The following is an 18,053-nucleotide window of genomic DNA, read 5'->3' on the forward strand; positions in this document are numbered from 1 at the left end:
TATTCCACCTCCATTAAATATTGTTTCCTTTATTGCCAACAATATACATAGAGGTGGAATGATTTATATAAATCATTTATATTAATTGTTATCATTTATATTATCGCCAAGTTTGTTAAGAGTTACTCCTTTATAATAATACTTCAGGATGTCGGAATAGGAGTATCCCTCCTTTGCCAGATAATCGGCTCCGCACTGGCTCATCCCCACGCCGTGCCCATAGCCCAGGGTGGTAATGTCTATTTTGCCGTCTGAAAGTTTTGACAGCTTGAAGTTTGCGGATTTCAGCTGAAATATTTTCCTGAAATCCGTTCCCTTGATTTTTATATTGCCAATCTCCATTTCCATAACACGGTCACCGGAAGAATACTTTTTTATTTTAATTGCAGAAAAAAGATCCTTGGTCTTTAGTTGGAAGTCAGGGTTGAATTCTTTCAGTTTTTTGACCATTTCCTCCTGGTCAAAAACCACCTGGGTTTTATACTCTGAAAAAGTGTCCTCACCGGGGCTTTCCACTCCCCTAAGGTAAGGTTCCGCCGTTCCATCCCATACATCTTCGGAATTTTCGGTATGCCCCCCGCTGTTGGAGTGGAAAAGAGGATTTATTACAACACCGTTGTATTCAATAATCTGTCCCGAGGTTTCACTTACTGCCTTACAAATCTTATTCCAGTATTTAAAGGCTGAGAACAGGCCCCACCGTTTCATTGCCGTTTCCTTGCTGATCCACGCCTGGCAGTGGGCCGGGTTTGTGCAAACATCGGCTCCGTTATGCGCCGTCTCAGAGGAACCATACAGCTTGGCGGCCCGTCCCATGGCATATGTCCTGGCCGCAACCGCCTGCGCTTTAAGTGCCTCCATTTCAAAAGAAGCCGGCATTTCGGCGGCAACCACCCCGATCAGGTAGTCTTCCAGATTCATTTTAACTATCTTTTTCTGGTCTGAAAGGTAAACATTTATGGTCAGCGGCTTATCGGTACTCTCCTTTGCTGTTTTCTCCTGCTCCTGGATTATGCTGAAATTGCGGACCATTAATAAAGGTATAAAAACAATTAATATAACCATGAAAATTATGTAAATACAAAGTTTCTTCATTTTACCTCCATGCCCCAAATATCAATTCCTCACATAAAACTAAGGACATGTTTTAGTATATTCATATATAAACATAATTTATGATTTACTCAGTCATTTTTATATGTATTTTTAATCCTTCCGGCATTTTCCCGTCGGCTGCTACTCCATATATCCGCCCTTCATAGGTGAAACCGCAAGCTTTGAATATATTTTCAATATGCCTGTTTTTTCCTTCAATACAGGGGGCCGCATGGTCCGTCTTCTTTCAGAAAGGCAGCCGTTTACCTCCTCAGCGGTTTTTTCCTCTCCGGCAATACCTACTATATCTATTCTTCTTGAGGGAATGTCAACTCGGATCAAATCTCCCTCCTGTACAAGAGATATAGGACCTCCCTCAACAGCTTCGGGGGAAACGTGGCCTATTGCCGGACCCCTGGTCGCACCTGAAAACCGTCCGTCGGTTATAAGGCATACCGAGCCTGACAATTGGTCATCACAGGCTATGGCTTCTGTGGTGTAAAACATTTCAGGCATCCCCGACCCCTTTGGCCCTTCATAGCGGATAATCACCACATCCCCGGGCTGTATCCTCTTCCGGACCACCGACTGGTAAGCCTCCTCTTCGCTGTCAAAGGGGCGGGCCCTTCCCGTGAAAACAAGCATCTCCTTTTTCAGGGCGGAGTGCTTGACTACCGCACCCTCTGGAGCAAGATTCCCCTTTAGGACTGCCACTGCTCCGTGTTCTGATATCGGAGAAGAGCTGCTTTTAATAACATCATTTCTATCAATCTTTCTTTCAGATAAATAGTCCTTGCACTTTTCATAATAGCCTTCTTTTTTCAGGCCCTCCAGGTTTTCGCCCAGAGTTTTGCCTGTTACCGTCATTACATCCAGATTGAGATGTTCTTTTATCTGCTCCATTACATAGGGTGTTCCTCCGGCATACCAATAGTATTCTGCAGGATGCACCCCGCTCGGACGGATATTGCACAAATGCGGGATTTGCCTGTGAATCCTGTCAAACATCCCGGCGTCTATTTCAATGCCAAGCTGATGGGCTATTGCAGGCAGATGCAGAAGTGTATTGGAAGAACCCGCTATGGCCGCATGTACCATTATGGCATTTTCAAAAGCTTCACAGGTCATTATCCTGTCCGGTGTCAAATTGCTGTTAACCAGATCAACAACGGCATTACCGGCAGCTTTGGACCAATTCCCAATTTCATCACCCCAAGCCGGGATAAGGGCGGCTCCCGGAAGTGCCATACCAAGGGCTTCAGCCATTATCTGCATTGTGCTTGCAGTGCCCATGAACTGGCAGGCTCCGCAGCTGGGGCACGCATTGTGCTTATAATATGTATACTCCTCCAGGGTTATCTCATTTCTTAAATATTTGGCATGATAGGCACCAATCTGCTCAAGTGTCAGGTTGTCCACCCCTGTTTTCATCACTCCTCCCGGAACAAAAACCGAGGGTATGTTGCAGCGCGCCATTGCCATCAAATGTCCTGGTACCGATTTGTCACAGGAGGATATGAATACTGCTCCGTCAAAGGGCGTAGCCTTCAGCTGAACCTCTATTGTGTAGGCTATCATTTCTCTTGATATAAGTGAGTAGTTCATGCCGTCATGTCCCTGCGCAATACCGTCGCAGATATCTGTCACGGTATACCGGGCGGCCTTGGCACCCCTTCGGTCAATTTCGGTTTTCACCGTATGGACAAGCTCTCCAAGATGTACACTTCCGGGGTGACTGTCCCCCCAGGAGCTGTTAACCATGATCTGCGCCTTTCCGAGATCCTCCGTACTCCAGCCCGCCCCCAGTTTCAAAGAGTCTATTTCAGCAGCTATTCCTCTCATTTCCTGACTTCGCAACATGTTCTTCTCTCCTATGCCGTATTGTATATTTATGACATTACCGCTGTTCCATAACAAAATCAATCAATTCCTCAGTTGGAACCGTAGCCAGACTGATGGCGGTATCCGTACATCCATAGTATATATGCAATATACCTTCCTTTTCAACAGTTGCCGTAGGAAAAATCACATCAGGTATATACAAGCCGAATTTCTCATAATACTCTTCCGGCTCCATAATGAAGCTCTTTGCCCTGGCTATGACCTTCCCGGGATTTTCAATATCCAGCAGCATTGCCCCTGCACGGTAGACATTATGGTCATCTACTCCGTGATACAAGGTCAGCCAGCCTTTATCGGTCCTGATGGGCGGAGCCGAGCCTCCGATTTTTTTGGATTCCCAGGACTGTTCCGGAACAGCAAGAAGTTTCGGTTCGGTCCAATCAACCAGGTTATCGGAATAGCAAATCCACATGCCGGCCTTTTCTGTTCCGAATTCTTCTCCTATATATTCCTCCGGCCTTCTCAGCAATGCAAATTTTCCGTTTATTTTTTCGGGGAACAGTATATTGTCCCTGTCATTAATTTCAAACGGCGTTGTATATGCCACCTGTTCAAAATGTATCATATCATCCGATACCATAATTCCCGAGCGGGTCATGAAGCTTTCCTTCCTTGACCAGCCGTCGGGATATTCGGGGCTGACTTCTATGGGCTTTCCCACTCCTGTGGGATAATAGCCGTAGGATGAAGGGCGTAATGCATATGTAAGATAAAACCTGCCCTCTATTTTTACTATTCTCGGGTCCTGAACACTTCCATACGGAAAGCCAAAGGTACCTGGTGTTATTATTGGTTCGTCGGTCACATGAGTAAAGTGTATGCCATCATCACTTTCCAGCAGACCTATATAACAGTGAAAAGGCATCAGAGACCCGGCTGCCCTTTCATACATGTAGAACCTGCCCTTTTCCAGTATTACAGCCGGATTGAAAACCGTGGCCTTTCTCCAGTCAAATATGCCGGGCCTCACTATGGGATTTTCCTTGCATCTTGTTATCTTCATCTGTTCATACCTGCCATTATTTAATATTTTTTAAAAATTCCTTATACCACAAAGAGCTTTTCTTCCATAATCTTTGCTGCGTCTTATAATCAACATGGAACAGGCCGAATCTTTTGCTGTATCCCCAGGCCCATTCGAAATTGTCCAGCAGGGACCAGGCATAATAGCCCTCTACTCTGCAGCCGTCCTTTTTAGCCTGCAGCATTGCAGCTATATGGTCCTTCAGATATTCAACCCTGTCATCGTCCTGGATAATGCCTTCTGAAACAACGTCATCAGCATAGGCTGCTCCGTTTTCAGTGACAAAGACCCGGGGATCATCATATTCATTTTTTAATCTTAAAAGCAATTCGTGCATGCCCTCCTGGTAAACCTCCCAGTTAAATGCCGTATAAGGTCTTCCCGCCGGCTTTACCTCCTCAAATCCTAATACAGGATCTGCATCCGAGCGCTTTACAACTTTTCTGAAGTAATAATTTACACCCAGAAAATCCCCGGGATTGCCGGCAATCACATGCATATCTCCGGTTTGTATGACAGGTGCGGCGCCGGCTTTGTTGTATATATCAAGAATGTCTTCAGGGTAAGCCCCTTTAAATATGGGATCCAAAAACCATCTGTTGTGGTATCCGTCAACAATCCTGGCGGTTTCGGCATCCTCCTGCAAGTCCGAGGCAGGGTGAACCGGATACAGATTTAAAGTGATTCCGATATCATCATCTTTTTTGCTGCTGCTCCTGAAGGCCTGAACGGTCTTTGCATGGGATAATATTAAATGATGGGACACCTGAACCGCTGTGGGAAGGTCGGTTATTCCAGGGGCATGCCTGCCCTGCCTGTGTCCTGCAAATGCTGCCACCCAGGGTTCATTGTGGGTAATCCACTTATTAACCGAACCGCCAAAGCTTTTAAACATCGCCTGGGCATATTCAACAAAATAATCCACTGTTTCCCGGTTTGCCCAACCGCCTGTTTTCTGGATCGCCTGCGGCAGATCCCAATGGTACAGGGTTATAATCGGTTCAATGTCATTTTTCAGCAATTCTTCAATCAGTTTTTTATAGAAGTCCATGCCTTTTTGATTGAGCTTTCCTCTTCCCTCCGGCATGATTCTCGCCCAGCCTGTGGAAAACCTGTAGGAGTTTATCCCCAGCTCCTTCATAAGGCCCACATCTTCCTTGAATTTATGATAATGGTCGCAGGCAATTTCTCCGGTATCTCCATTGTGTACCTTACCCGGTATTTTGCAAAATTCGTCCCAGATATTCAGGCCCTTACCATCCTCAAGATAAGCCCCTTCAATTTGATAAGCCGCTGTTGCCGCGCCCCACAAGAATCGTCTGTCTTCCATATCCGCCCTCCGATTTATCATTATATAAAATTAATTCCATTTCTGCTTGCCGCCAATACGGGTTATCCCTTCACAGCCCCCGCTGTCATACCGTCTATTACCTGCTTCTGCAATAAAAGGTATATTGCAATGACAGGGATTGAAGATATTACCAGCGCCGCCATAAGACCGGCATAATTACTGGTTTCTGCACCAAGAAAGTTGTATAGTCCCAATGGAAGTGTCTTTTTCTGTTCTACCGATATAAAAATAAGCGCAAAAGAAAATTCCTTCCAGTTATTTAAAAAGTTCAGTATAACTACCGAGGCAATTGCCGGCTTTGTCATAGGAAGTATTATTTTTAAAAACATCTTGTATATGGGGCTGCCGTCAATAATGGAAGCTTCCAGAATTTCATCGGGAAAAGCCCGCATGAAGCTCTCCATAATGAATATGGTTATGGGCAGGCCAAAAGCCGTATATGTTAAAATCAAGGACCAAAGGGAGTCCAGCAGCCGCAGAGTCCTCATCTGGATAAAAAGCGGTACAAGAATTGACTGCAGCGGTATCAGCATACCCACAATAAAAATGGAATAAACACCTTTTTGCATGCTGAACCTGAATTTGGACAGTATAAAGGCGGCAGCCGCGCCAATAAATACTGTAAAAATTATAGCAGTTACAGAGACAATAATGCTGTTTATAAAATATGTCCCTATATTTGCCTGCTTCCATGCATTTGCATAATTCTCAAAGTGCAATGTTGTAGGCAGTGCAAATGTGCTCATGGATATATCCTTATTGCTTTTCAGCGAGGTATAAAGCATCCAGATCAATGGATAAAGGGTAATAATGGATGCCATACCCAGCACAAAGCAGAGTGCTATTTTTGAAATCGATCTGTTTGAAGTGCCATGCTTCAAACTGATTTCGGTATTTTCATTCATGCCATATCCCCCTAATCCGATAAATTCCGGCTCATAAGACTTCTGCTGATAATTATCAGACCGAAGCTGATAACTGAGATTACCAGTGAAACAGCGCTGCCGTAGCCGTATTGATATATTGCAAAGGTTTTGTTATACATATATGTCGCCATAAGTTCGGTTGCGTTGGCAGGTCCCCCTCCTGTCATAACAAACACAAGATCAAAGGATCTCATGCTTCCTGAAATACAAAGTACAACCGCGGTCATCACAGTGGGCCAAAGCATCGGCAAAATAATATTTGTAAGCTTTTTAAGCTCACCTGCACCATCTATATCCGCAGCTTCCAGGATTTCTTCCGGAATATTTTGAATTGCGGCCAGGAATATAATCATGTAATAGCCGAAGCACTGCCACACAATCACGGCACATATACTGAGCATGGCCAGCTTTGGGTCTCCCAGCCAGTTTTGGGTAAGCTCCTCAAGACCTATAGCCTCCAATATGCTGTTGATAATACCAACCTGGGAGTTTAATATGGTTGACCATAAAAGACCTACAACTACTGTTGACAGCATCATGGGGATAAAAAATGCTGTTCTGAAAAATCCGGCACCCTTGATATTTCTGCTTAATATGACTGCCAGTATCAGACCGATTGGTACCTGACCGAAAATTGAGAAAAGTACTATAAAAATATTATTTTTAAACGATTGCCAGAATACTTCATCTGTTAATATGATTTTAAAGTTATTTAATCCGGTATAAATTGGCTCGCTTAATCCGTTCCAATCATAAAACCCATAAATAAAAGATCTCACTATGGGATATAAAACAAATATAAAATAGATCAACAGTGCAGGAAGCAGACCGGCTATGATGTATTTGACATTCTTTCTGATAATGTCCATTCGCTCACTCCTTTTACTGTGCAATGGAATAAGAGAATTAAATTCTCCTATTCCATTGCAGATAAACTACTTCACTGCTGCCTGCAGTTGTTCTGCTATCTGTTCAGGTGTCTTCTGATTTGACATAATAGCCTGTAAGCCATTATTAACTATATCGGCCTGTTCCGAATTCAGGGCCGAATCATACACAGTTACCAGCGGATGATCGCTGATCAGCTTTGTAAGCTTTGTATAAATAGGATCGGAAGTACTGCTGTCTATATCCACATCCTTGTAGCTGACAGGAATATTTGATTTGGCATAAAGCTTCTGGGCATCACTGTTTGTTGTAAACATGATAAGGTTTTCGACAGCCGCCTTTTGCTCGGGACTTGCCTTTGCATTTATAGCTATACCGGTGGCACTTACTCCGGACATAACATTAGCATCTCCCTTGCCGCCCTCAAAAGCGGGTAAAATTCCAAGTTCAATATTGGGCTTCATTTCAGGTGTAAGCTTTTCAATCAAGTCAGGAACCGCCCAGGAACCCTCTATCATCATAGCTGCATCTCCCCTGTAGAAATAATCCCTGGCCTGAACGTTGTCTATACTTGAAAAGTCTTTATTGAACGCGCCCATATCCGTTATTTCCTTGAAGGTAGTCAGTGCGGCTACAAACTCCGGATCAGTAAATTTGGCTCCATTTTTAGCAAGTACATTGTCAAGCCATTCACTGCCTGTATATCTGTTTGCCAGGCAGCTGATAATGGAGGATTGTGCGGGCCATTTTGCCTTGTTTCCGTGTGCTATTGGAATTACCTTATTTTCCTTGAAGGTGGTTATGGCCTTTTTAAGCTCGGCATAATTGGTGGGATATGTAAGATTGTATTTTTCAAATAACGCCTTGTTGTAGAAAACAATGGACGTTACCGATACACCCAAACCGGCCGAATAAGTCTTTCCATCCACTGTAAACTCTTCCAGCGCTCTGCCGATGAACTTATCCTTCCACTCAGTTTCTCTGCTCAGCAAGTCATTTATATCTGCCAGAAGACCGGCCTTTGAAAATTCTATGGTCATTGCATTGGGCCAAATTACAAAGGCATCGGGCAATTGTCCGGCAGCGGCCTGAGTCTTCAATTTTGTCTGATATTGATCTCTTGGGATCTGCTGTTCATCTATTTCATAATTTGTATATTTTGCTCTGAACTGTGTCATTATTTCCTTCATAAATTCGGTACGTTGGTCAGAGCCCACATAAGAATGCCAAAGAGTGAATTTTGCACTTTGGGCTTCATTATCATTTACAGCACTTTTTGTTTCTTCTGACTGTGCAGCACTTGCCGAATTTGAACTGCTGCCGGTATGGGCAGGCTTGGAAGCACCACAAGCTGCGAAGCTTAATAACATGATTACTGCCAATAGTAGACATAATACTCTTCTATTCATATTTCCTCCTAATAATAATTCAGTAATATTGTACAGAAATAGCGCCATTTCCAACTGCATTTTTATTATATATCTACAACCCGCTTTATAAAATCCATAATTCTTTGATTGTATCCGAAATTCTTAGAAGTTCCTTATAAAAAAAGGATTTGTTTCGAAACAAATCCTTTTACTGTAATTAATTGTCTAAAACTGCCTGAAACACTACTTTCCAAGCTTGTTATACTCTGTGGGCGATACTCCCACGAGCTTTTTGAATACGCTGCTGAAATATTTGTAGTCGCTGTAGCCAACCATATCTGACACCTCATATACTTTGTATATATTCTCTGAAAGCAGGCTTTTGGCTTTTTCAATCCGCACCTTGTTCAAATAATCGGTAAAGCTTTCCTTTCTTATCTTTTTAAATAGGTGACTGAAGTAATTTGAGTTCAGATATACATTTTGAGCAACCCTCTGGACTGACAAATCCTCATAATAATGGTTATCAATAAAATCAATTGCCTTTGATATGACCATTTTATAGTTTTCACCGTTATTATCGTCAAATAGAATAATGATTTTTTTGGTAAACTCCTGCATCCATTCACTCAATTCCTGAACTGATGTTATATTTAAAAGCTCGAGATAATGGCCGGGATACGATTCGTTCACCGTATTCTCAAGCTCTACCCCGTACTTCTCCAGCATCAGGCAAATGGTATTGACAATATCAACGCTCAATTTGTGATATTTTTCAATTGGCAGGTTCTTAATTGTCTCTTTTCCGAAAATACCGCTTATTGTACTTAATGCCGCCTGATTTTTTCCCGCACGGATTGCAACAATATATTTTTCAAGTTCATCCTCTATTTCCCTCTGGAAATAAAGTTTATCTTTATCAAAAGTCAGATCCTCCTGCAGCGAATCCCCGATTCTCTCCATCAGCTGTGTCAGTTCATCGGCGTCCACAGGTTTGACCAGATAGTCCACCACACCTGATTTAAGGGCCTTCTGAGCATATTGGAAATCATCATAGCCGCTGAGAATTACAACCTTGATATTCGGAATTTCCGCTTTAATAATTTCAAGAAGCTCAAGTCCGTTCATTTCAGGCATCATAATGTCGGTCAAAACCACCTGGGGCTTCTTCTCTCTGATTATCTCCAATGCAGCTTTCCCGTTTGCTGCCGCTCCAACCACCTCAATGCCCAGCTCTTTCCATGGCATTGTGTAAACCAGTCCATCCCGAACCATTTTTTCATCATCAACAATCAGAACCTTGATCATTATTTATGACCTCCCGAATCCAATTTGAAAATAACTTTTGGTATTGTTATAACAACTTTAGTACCCGAGGCTGTTTTACTGAAAATTTCAACTCCATAGTCCTGGCCAAAGTATAATTTAATACGTTTATGAACATTTCTGACACCATATCCCTTCTGGTCGCTTTCAAAATTTTCCTCGAAGATTTCCCGGATACGGTCCTCTTCCATTCCCTTTCCGTTATCTATTACCTCAAAGCATATGTTTTTACCCTGATCTCTTCCCAGAATTTCAACTCTTCCCCTGCCGCCCATTTCAGCAATTCCATGTACAAGAGCATTTTCCACAAAGGGCTGCAGTATCAGCTTTATGGTTGAATGCTCCAGAATGCTTTCATCCACATCTATACGGAACTCGGGTATTTCATCATATCTGTACTTTTGTATGGTTAAATAACTCTGTACATGCTCTACTTCCTTTTTTATGGTAGTTATCTCACTGCCCTTGTTCAAGCCAAGCTTGAAAAGCTTTGCCAGCGCACTGACTATTTCTCCCGTCCTGGGCGCATTCTCCAGTCTTGAGGTCCAATAGATAACGTCCAGTGTATTATACAGGAAATGAGGGTTAATCTGGGCCTGTAAGGTTTTTAATTCTGCTTCCTTTCTGGAAAGCTGTATTTTATATACCTCTTCTATCAATATTTTAAGCTTTCGGGTCATACTGTTAAAGCTTCTCCCCAGTGTGCCGATTTCATCTTTCCGGTCGGTATTTATAAGCACATCCAGATTTCCCTGCTCAACCTTCTTCATCAGGACCGTCATTTTTTTTATGGGTTTGGTAATTTTCATTGTCAGAAACGACAGGGCTATAAAGGCCAATGCTATAACCACGGCCACTATACTCAGTGTAACCTTCAGCGAAGTATTCAATTCCCTGGTGATCTCCTTGAAGGGTACAACACTTATATAAGTCATATCCTGTATGTTGGATTCATAATATGTAACAAGCATGTCCTGTCCGGAATATTTCTCCCTGTAGAAACCGTTCTCACCGGTAAATACCTTCTTAAACAGCTCTTCATTCCTTATGTTTTTATTAATCATTTCCACATTTGAGTGAGAAAGGATAACTCCGTCCTTGTTGGTAATAAAAACATATCCTGTTTCTCCGAGCTGTATATCTCTGTATATCCTGTTTATTTCACGTTCACTGAGATCTATTCTGATGATTCCCAGACGTTTTGTCAAATTATTTATGTCGTTGAGCTGCCTGTACAGGGATAAGACATATTTATCCCCGATCTGCTGGTACTTTCTCCGGTAAGTGTATGTCAATAAATTTTTTCCATCGGCAGGTATCTGACTTTCCCGCTCTTTGAGCTGGGGCTCCTTTTCAGCATGTGATATCCCCGCCGACTCAAATTTCAGGCCCTTGTCGGAGTATACGTTCACCGCCAGTATATATGATTTTGTATTTGTCAGATTGGCATAGGTTTCATCCAATTGGGCAATCAGCTCACCGATTTGGGGAAATTGCCCCACCTCGGTATTTGTTAACTTTTTTATATTTTTGTCAGAAATAATAAAAAGTGAGAGATCATCAACCCCGCCAAAAACAGTATACATATTTCGGTCCAACTGCTTTAAGGTTTCAACGGTAGATTGAGTCACTCTCTTTTCCACTGTATTCTTGGTGGATATATACGAAAAAAAACCAACGGATGTAACTATAATTATTATAACGATACCAAAATAGATCATTAGTTTGGATCCAAGACTTTTCATTGCAGCACCCCACGCGTATACTATTGTTCATCCGGCCCGTCATATTCAGTTATCATTTTTTTGTAATACCTTTATTATATATGATTATATATGCATTTTACACTTTCCGATATCTTTTTTATTCCTCCACCCTTTCAATTTTAGCTCCAAGTGCCTTAAGCTTTTGATCCAGCTTGCAATAGCCCCTGTCAATATGCTGTATCTCCCCGATCTCAGTCGCTCCGTCAGCTGCCAGCCCGGCCAATACCAACGCCGCACCCGCCCTCAGATCAGTGGCTTTTACCGTTGCACCTGTCAAACACTGCTTTCCCTCGATTACTGCCGTTCTTCCATCAATTTTGATACTTGCACCCATCCTTTTCAATTCACTTACATGCATGAACCTGTTTTCAAATATGGTTTCGGTCACAATGCTTGTCCCCTGCGAACAGCTCAGGAGTGAAGTCATCTGTGCCTGCATATCTGTGGGAAAGCCAGGATACGGAAGGGTCTTCACGTCAACAGGCTTCAGCGGGCCATTTCCCTTGATCCTTATTGACGTCAATTCCTCACTGATCTCCAGCCCTGTTTCCTTAAGCTTGGCAATTATTGGCTTGAGATGATCCGGTACCACGTTCTGAATTTCCACATCGCCATTGGTTATTGCCGCGGCTACCATAAATGTACCTGCTTCGATCCTGTCGGGAATTATAGTGTGTGTACAGCCCTGGAGCCTGTCAACCCCCATAATCCTGATGGTATCGGTGCCGGCGCCTTTTATGCATGCGCCCATTTCATTCAAATAGTTGGCAAGGTCAACTATCTCAGGTTCTATAGCAGCATTTTCAATACTGGTCTGCCCTTCTGCCAGCACAGCCGCCATCAGAATATTTTCGGTAGCGCCGACACTTGGAAAATCAAGATAGATTTTATTGCCTGTCAACTTTTTGATTCTTCTCGCTTCGATATAACCATGTCCCTGGGTTATTTCGGCACCTAGTGCCGTAAATCCCTTTAAATGCAAATCTACAGGCCTGGATCCGATGGCGCAGCCTCCCGGCAAAGCAACCCTGACATATCCCGTTTTGGCCAGCATGGGTCCCATTATTAAAAAAGAAGCCCTTAGTTTATTAACTAATTCATAGGGTGCGGTTGAATTAGTGATGTTTTTTGCGTAAAAGCTGATCGAATTGTTTCCGGGCTGTGTTTCAACCTCTGCCCCCAGTGATCTGATCAGCTCACACATCATTTTGACATCATATAAATCCGGGACTTCTTCAATAATACTTTCCGACTCACCTAACAGGGATGCAGCCATTATTGGAAGAACTGAATTTTTAGCACCATCTACTCTTACTTTGCCTTTTAAAGGTACACCTTCTCTTATAACATATTTAGCCAAGTGAGCTCTTCCCTTCTCTTTGATATTTTTGTATTGCTTCACTTAGTATTCGGTGTTCACCACAGGTGTTGCCACCCAAAGGTAAGTCTTGTTTTCGATTTTATTGTACCGGATGGCAAGACTCAGGTTAATGTTCTTCCCATCGATACTCAGCTTATCTTCAATCATAGGTGAGAAAGCCGATACGCTGATGATGTTTTCCTGCCTTGTGCTGTCAACCTTTTTTGCATCACTGTCGTCCAGAATTTTTCTGCAGATATTTTCCAGCTGCGAATCCTGCAAATTACCTTCATAGGTTCCGGTAATGCATGAGTTGACAACGGTTTTAAGCCCGTATTTACCAAAAACGCCTTCTATTTTATCCCTCAAACGCAACGCTGAACCATTGACTGTTTCAGTTGCATCTATAGTTATATATTTGTCTCCGTCACCGGATTTATTCCCTACAATACTTGCCATTGCAGATATTTTAACCCCATCTTTAGTTGTTCCTGACAATTCTCTTTTTATAAGAGTATCTGTACTGGCAGAATTCTTTGAATAATTGGCTATTTCAAGGGATTTAAACACATCTTCGCAAACAGCTGTCAGATCATCCAGATTTTTCATACTCTTATCTGCCCTTGAAAAAAAGTAAAGCTCATTTATTACCATTTTTGCTCCGGATGATTTAAAAGCATCTGAAATTGAAATTTTACCGGTTTCAGCACTCCTGGAATTGTTTATGTAATAAGTTGTTCCGATGATTGCAGCAGCCAGTACAAGTGCAATTAATACAAAAAGTGTCTTTTTCATAAGTCCTCCTGTCCATAAAAAAACAATAATTTTATTTGATAATAAAATTATTGCCTTTTTAAAAAGGTCATATACATTTTTAAAATGTCTATTTCCCGGGAGAACCGTGGATTCCGGCAATGCTGCCTATTCAATCTCACCTGCTAAAACAAGTGCTTTTTCCAGCATATACATAAACTCTCCTCTGGAAATATTTTCAGCAGGATTAAGTTTTGTTTCGGTCACATTAGGCACAAATCCATTTTCTACCGCAAAGGCCACCCTGTTCTGGATGGATTTGTCAACCTTTCCGTAGTCGCTATAGCTTGAAATTATATTAACATTTCCCTTGGTACGCGTGCCTGACTTGATTTCATACAGGACAGTTGCCATGCAGGCCGCTTCCTGTCTGGTCAGCATGCCGGTTGCCAGCTTGTTTGTGTTGACAAGCCCAAGTTTTGCTGCCGTCTGCATAAAGCCGCTGTCATACTTGTAATCATCTATTGTATCAAATAAAATTTTAACCGCATCTCCGGCAGTGATGGTTTTGTCTGGATTGAAGCTCCTGCCTGTCACACTCTTCAGCTTATGCTTATATGCCACATTTGTTATGGAACTTTCATACTTGCTTCCATAAATATCATCAAAAAGATTGCCGGTTCTATTGGCTATTGCAAACAATCCCGGTGTCCGGCTTTTAAAACTCATCACTCCGGCACTGTTATCGGTATCATAGTCTGCTGAGGTAACCTGCTGCTCCCAGTTGCTCAATACCGGATTGTAATAGTAACCGTAGGTTTTGCTCTCGGTATAATCCTTAACATTGGTATAAGGATACCTGATCACCAGCGGAATACTGAATTGTGAAACAGTTATGACATCTGCTCCTGTCTCCAGTTTCACACCGATCTGGGCCAGAGGCTGCTTTAACACCAGCTCGTTGGCGTTGGCAACAGGCTTCTGGGGAGTCAGGACAATATCCAGGATATATATCTGCTCTCTTTTTGTGTCGGTGGTTGATATATCCGATAGTATGCCCGCTTTGAAGTCATATGTTACTATTGTGGTCTTAAAAGCAACATTTTCCTTCAATTGTTCCAGATTGTCAAACACTCTTTTTGCCACCCAAACCGAAATCCGCGTAGCAGTTGCGGGCGGCTTGGAAAGGTCAACGGTATAATCCAGGACCCTGTCGGTCTTCATTCTCTCAATGAGCCTGTCGGCATTGACTCCTATGATCTTTACAGTCCATACGCCCCCGATGACGTTGGTTCCCTTCTCTACATAATCTCCTGTTATGACATGGTCCACATCCTGATCCGAGTCATAGTCATCCGAACTTGACCTGGTCCTCACATTAATGCTCTGTGTAGGCTGGGAACGCAGTTTCTTTACAGGATCATAGGCATATAATCTTGCAAAATATCTGTGGTTGGATATAAGTCCCTCAACCTTGAACTCCGCCACACTTCCGGCGGTGTATTCCTTGGCGTCGGTATAATCTATATCACTGGCAATTTCAAGGATATACTCCAAATTATCTTCTTTTATCCATTCGAAGATAATACTGTTTTTGGTGACTGCATCGGGTGTATTTTTAACGCCAAACCCCCTCGGCGTGGCCGGCGGCAGATCTTTCAGCGTCTTGACCAGCAGGGAGTCGCTCCAGACAGACTTTTCACTGAGGGAATGATCCGGGCTGAAGGATTCGGCCTGTATCCAGAAATAATACTGTGTGTCCGGCTTCAGGCCCGGTACACGCAAATAATTCAAACCTGAACTAATCAGCTCTTCAGTAGTAATTTCAATGGTATTGCCTGCTCTGTCAGGATTATCTACCGTTCCGTATTTAATGTAGTACTTGTTTCCTTCCTTGTAATCCCACACCAGATCTACAAAGGTGTCCGAAACGTAGTTATAGCTGAGTTCCGGAACAGTAGGCTTTTCAACCACCTGGGTATCCGACGGCAGGGTGGTAAATATAATTGGATTTGATACATCCGACAGCAGCATCTGCCCGGGATGCTCGGGATCCGGTCTTACAGCCCTCACCCAGATAACGTAGGTAGTATTCGGCTTGAGTGTATTTACAGGTATCACTATATTATGCTTTGATGTTACTGTGTTTGTGCCTGTAACACTATCCGGAGCGTTAAGCTCGGGAATTTCATATTGGTCAAGATTTTGCTGTGCAATTGGATTTGCAGGAACATTTCCAACCTTGTAGCCATCTATGGGATATTTGGTTGTGTCGGCAAGATTTGGTTCAATACCTTCGTAATATTCCTCACAGCCCACATATAGTGAAACGCCCTCTCCATACTCAACTTTACGGTAGTTTTTATTGTCCACCGGTGTATCCGGATCATAAGGATTATACTCTATAGTGCTGGAAGGATCATTATAATCCACTCTATCGGTCTTGACATAATACCATCTGCCGGTATCGGGCACTTTGTTATACTGCTCGTACCACCTGTTTTTCAGCTGTACGGTAACACTTTTGTCTGTGATCATCTTCTTATCGCTGTCAGGCTGCTTCTTTATTTCAAGAGGCGGATTGGACGGGATAAGGGGTGTGTCGATACCGCCCCCCGGCAATGTTATTACTACCTTTATGGCAGGCACCGAGGAATGTGTGACATTTTGAATTATTCCGTCCTTTTCCTCTGCAAAAGTTTTTTTTGCTACCAGCTTAAAATAATATGTATGGTTTGGTTTCAGTCCGGTTAATTTGTATTTATAACCAATTATCTGGTTGCCGTTTGTGGCATCCCTCACAAAATTTGTTTCACCCGGTTGAAAGGATTCCCTTATAAGTGTACCGGACGGCGGACTGTCTATAGTATCCGGATCTTCTATCAGCCAGATATCATAGAGTATGCGGTCGTCTATGGTGCCGTCGGCTTTTTTGGGAACCTCCCAGAGTATGGTTGCAGTGTCTTTGCCAAGCTCACCTTTGTGTGTAACAACCCCATCTGACACAATATCTTCGTAGGATATTACCACTTTGCCTGTCGAGTCCTTAATGCTTGGTACTATTACAGGCATGGGAGGTGTTGTGGGAACTTCCATTTCCAAAAGAGCAAATTTTTCAGACTCTATTTTTATTTTCAGTTCAGGCGGATAATAGGGCAGACCGTCCTTCGTAATATTCGCCCTTATCTGATAAAATCTGGCAGTGGAATTATCGGGCACCGTTATTACATGCATCGTACTTTCTTTTACCGCCAGAGTTGTTTGCTTGTTCTCGTCATCGAAACTGATTATTTCATATTCGACCTTTACATTGCTTTCGGCACCCGACAAACTGGTCAGAACAGGACTCCATTCCAGTTTCCATACGGTACCGGAATCATTTTTAAACATTTTTGTGGTCTTTACCAGTATATTGGTTGAAGTGGCATAAGTTTTTACCTGAGTGCTCTTAACTATGGTAGGGTCAGTAATGACCGGCACTATTTTAACGTAATAAACACGTCCGGAGTTTTTTACGTTCTGAACATATTCAAGAGTCCCGTCGGTCTGATTCAGAACGACCGGACCATTTTCACCGATAAGATCCTCGGTAATGCTGATTGGGAAGGTATTCTTGAATTCCTTGTCCTCCGAGACATACAGCTGATAGCTGATTCTCTTTCCATCAACCCAGACATCATCCCATATAACTTTTACTTTTCCTGTTCCGGCCGTAAAACATTGTACATTGATATCGGTCATGAATTTTACAGAATTGGAAGCGGCCGATTCGTCAGATTTCGCCACCTGGCTGTTTGGTATGTTTGTATTGATATATTCGTAGTAAGCCTTTGCGTTAGCCTTGTACACAGTTCCTGATTTAAGATTTTTCATCCTTATTGGTTTTGTTTCGGCAGCCAGACCTTTTTCCTGGGCATAAGCCGGTCTGGTAGGTCTATAGCCTTTAGGGGATTCCTCAAGATATATATTCAGATATTTCCCCAATATGTTTATACCGGCAGAACCTGAAGGGTTGGCCAGATTACCCCAGCCTATATCGGCATAAAAACCTGATTCCCCTCCGTCGGTGAGGCTGAAGCCTATGGCAGGTTCCGGTGTATTTGTAGGCGTTATGGCCAGTCCGGTTGGCGCGGGCTGAACCGGGATATCGGCGCCATATACGCCGTACATCCCGTATGATGTCAATATGAATGCAATTGATAATATTGCCGCCAGAATTCTTCTTGTTCTCATATAACTGTTAACCTCCAGCTGCAGCTGCAGCGATCAAAATAAACTATCCCTCAACAAGC

The 18,053-nt window shown here is 42.9% G+C and carries 12 protein-coding genes; all 12 read right to left on the bottom strand.

Annotated features, from left to right (window positions below):
* Positions 1-81: 81 nt before the first annotated feature.
* Positions 82-1,095: a stage II sporulation protein D gene (gene spoIID / locus CTER_RS10875; RefSeq protein ID WP_004625560.1), complete on the bottom strand. Its 1,014-nt coding sequence runs from the start codon at positions 1,093-1,095 to the stop codon at positions 82-84.
* A gap of 141 nt (positions 1,096-1,236) precedes the next feature.
* Positions 1,237-2,955 carry a dihydroxy-acid dehydratase gene (gene ilvD, locus CTER_RS10880; protein ID WP_004625635.1) on the bottom strand — a complete coding sequence of 573 codons (1,719 nt, stop codon included), beginning with the start codon at positions 2,953-2,955 and terminating at the stop codon, positions 1,237-1,239.
* Between the two features lie 37 nt (positions 2,956-2,992).
* On the bottom strand, positions 2,993-4,000 hold the full coding sequence (locus CTER_RS10885) for a glycoside hydrolase family 130 protein (RefSeq protein ID WP_004625615.1): 1,008 nt from the start codon (positions 3,998-4,000) through the stop codon (positions 2,993-2,995).
* 16 nt (positions 4,001-4,016) lie between these two features.
* Complete coding sequence (locus CTER_RS10890; RefSeq protein WP_004625490.1) at positions 4,017-5,351, bottom strand: GH1 family beta-glucosidase; 1,335 nt, start codon at positions 5,349-5,351, stop codon at positions 4,017-4,019.
* Positions 5,352-5,413: 62 nt separating this feature from the next.
* On the bottom strand, positions 5,414-6,277 hold the full coding sequence (locus CTER_RS10895; RefSeq protein ID WP_004625476.1) for a carbohydrate ABC transporter permease: 864 nt from the start codon (positions 6,275-6,277) through the stop codon (positions 5,414-5,416).
* A gap of 11 nt (positions 6,278-6,288) precedes the next feature.
* On the bottom strand, positions 6,289-7,167 hold the full coding sequence (locus tag CTER_RS10900; protein ID WP_004625657.1) for a carbohydrate ABC transporter permease: 879 nt from the start codon (positions 7,165-7,167) through the stop codon (positions 6,289-6,291).
* A gap of 66 nt (positions 7,168-7,233) precedes the next feature.
* Positions 7,234-8,595 (bottom strand): extracellular solute-binding protein, encoded by a 1,362-nt coding sequence (locus tag CTER_RS10905; RefSeq protein ID WP_004625548.1) that lies wholly within the window; start codon positions 8,593-8,595, stop codon positions 7,234-7,236.
* 204 nt (positions 8,596-8,799) lie between these two features.
* Positions 8,800-9,864 (bottom strand): response regulator transcription factor, encoded by a 1,065-nt coding sequence (locus CTER_RS10910; protein WP_004625525.1) that lies wholly within the window; start codon positions 9,862-9,864, stop codon positions 8,800-8,802.
* Positions 9,864-11,627 carry a sensor histidine kinase gene (locus CTER_RS10915; protein WP_040760872.1) on the bottom strand — a complete coding sequence of 588 codons (1,764 nt, stop codon included), beginning with the start codon at positions 11,625-11,627 and terminating at the stop codon, positions 9,864-9,866. Before CTER_RS10915 ends, CTER_RS10910 begins: the two co-directional genes overlap by 1 nt.
* A gap of 118 nt (positions 11,628-11,745) precedes the next feature.
* Complete coding sequence (gene murA, locus CTER_RS10920) at positions 11,746-13,008, bottom strand: UDP-N-acetylglucosamine 1-carboxyvinyltransferase (protein WP_004625523.1); 1,263 nt, start codon at positions 13,006-13,008, stop codon at positions 11,746-11,748.
* A gap of 42 nt (positions 13,009-13,050) precedes the next feature.
* Positions 13,051-13,803, bottom strand: a complete 753-nt coding sequence (locus CTER_RS10925; protein ID WP_004625633.1) for a YwmB family TATA-box binding protein — start codon at positions 13,801-13,803, stop codon at positions 13,051-13,053.
* 126 nt (positions 13,804-13,929) lie between these two features.
* Positions 13,930-17,994, bottom strand: a complete 4,065-nt coding sequence (locus CTER_RS10930; protein WP_004625478.1) for an S-layer homology domain-containing protein — start codon at positions 17,992-17,994, stop codon at positions 13,930-13,932.
* Positions 17,995-18,053: the final 59 nt, after the last annotated feature.

This window comes from Ruminiclostridium cellobioparum subsp. termitidis CT1112 (genome assembly GCF_000350485.1).
GTDB classification, from domain to species: Bacteria; Bacillota; Clostridia; order Acetivibrionales; family DSM-1351; genus Ruminiclostridium; species Ruminiclostridium termitidis.